The organism is Burkholderia sp. Ac-20392 (assembly GCF_017104585.1).
GTDB lineage: Bacteria > Pseudomonadota > Gammaproteobacteria > Burkholderiales > Burkholderiaceae > Burkholderia > Burkholderia lata.
In genome coordinates, this window is sequence record NZ_JAAGPB010001057.1 from 1 (window position 1) to 1,076 (window position 1,076).

At 70.7% G+C, this 1,076-nt stretch carries 1 protein-coding gene and 1 pseudogene; both read right to left on the bottom strand.

All coding sequences use genetic code 11. The features are described from left to right. Window positions 1-216 (bottom strand): annotated as a pseudogene (locus G3N99_RS40740) (ABC transporter ATP-binding protein); the annotation flags it as partial. Then, on the bottom strand, window positions 216-1,076 hold an 861-nt coding region (locus tag G3N99_RS40745), incomplete at its 5' end, for an ABC transporter ATP-binding protein (protein ID WP_206125257.1). The gene G3N99_RS40745 and the pseudogene G3N99_RS40740, both read right to left, overlap by 1 nt.

Here is a 1,076-nt window from a genome sequence, read left to right on the forward strand (position 1 = left end):
CACGCACGCGTGGCACAGCGTCAGCGCGCCTAGCGCGATCGTCCACTGCAACACGGCCGCATGCACGCCGGCAAACCACGCGCGGATCAACGGCACGAGCAGCAACCCACAGGCGCCGTCGAGCAAGGCGGCAGCCACCGCCCAGCCGACTCCGCGCCACAGCGCGCGGCGCGTTTCGGCGGGCAGGCACTGCAAACGTTTGAGCGATTTCATCATCACGCGGCCTCCCCGTCTGCGGCGCCGCGTTCGTTCCATAGCCGCGCATACAGCCCGCGCGCGGCCAGCAGCGCCGCATGCGTGCCGCGCTCGACGATACGGCCGCGATCCATCACGAGAATCTGGTCTGCATACCGGATCGCGTCGAGATCGTGACTGACGATCACGCGCGTGCGCGCGTCGCCGCGCAGCGCATTGCGCAATGCACGCCCGGTTTGCGGATCGAGCGCCGAGGCCGGTTCGTCGAGCAGCAGCAGCGGCGCCGGCGACAACAGCGCACGCGCGATCGCCAGCCGCTGCAGTTCGCCGCCGGACAGCCGCACGTCACGACCGCATATGCAGTCGTAGCCGCCCGGCAACGCGTCGATGCGTTCGTCGAGGCAGGCCGCGCGCGCGGCTGCGCGAATCGCGTCGCGATCGGCGTCCGGCCGGTAAAGCGCAATGTTCGCGGCAATCGACACGTCGAGCGCGGCGGCCTGCTGGAACACCATCGCGACCTGTTCGCGCCGCGTATCCGACGCGAGCAGCCGCAGGTCGGCGCCGCCGAGCCGCACCGTGCCGTGGTCCGGATCCATGAAGCGCGCGAGCAGCATCAGCAGCGTGCTCTTGCCCGCGCCCGACGGCCCGACGATCGCGGTGGTCGTGCCGGCCGCAAGCGTCGCGTCGATGTCGCGCAGAATCGGCGTGCCGTCGATGTCGACACTCACGCCGCGCAATTCGATCGATGCATCGCGCGGCACCTGTGCAACGCCATCGGCTGGCTCGGGCAGAACCGGCTGCGCGAGCAACGTTTCGAGACGTGCAGCAGCCGCGCGTGCTTCGCGCAATGCGTCGGCGCCGTGGCCGAGCGCGCGCACCGG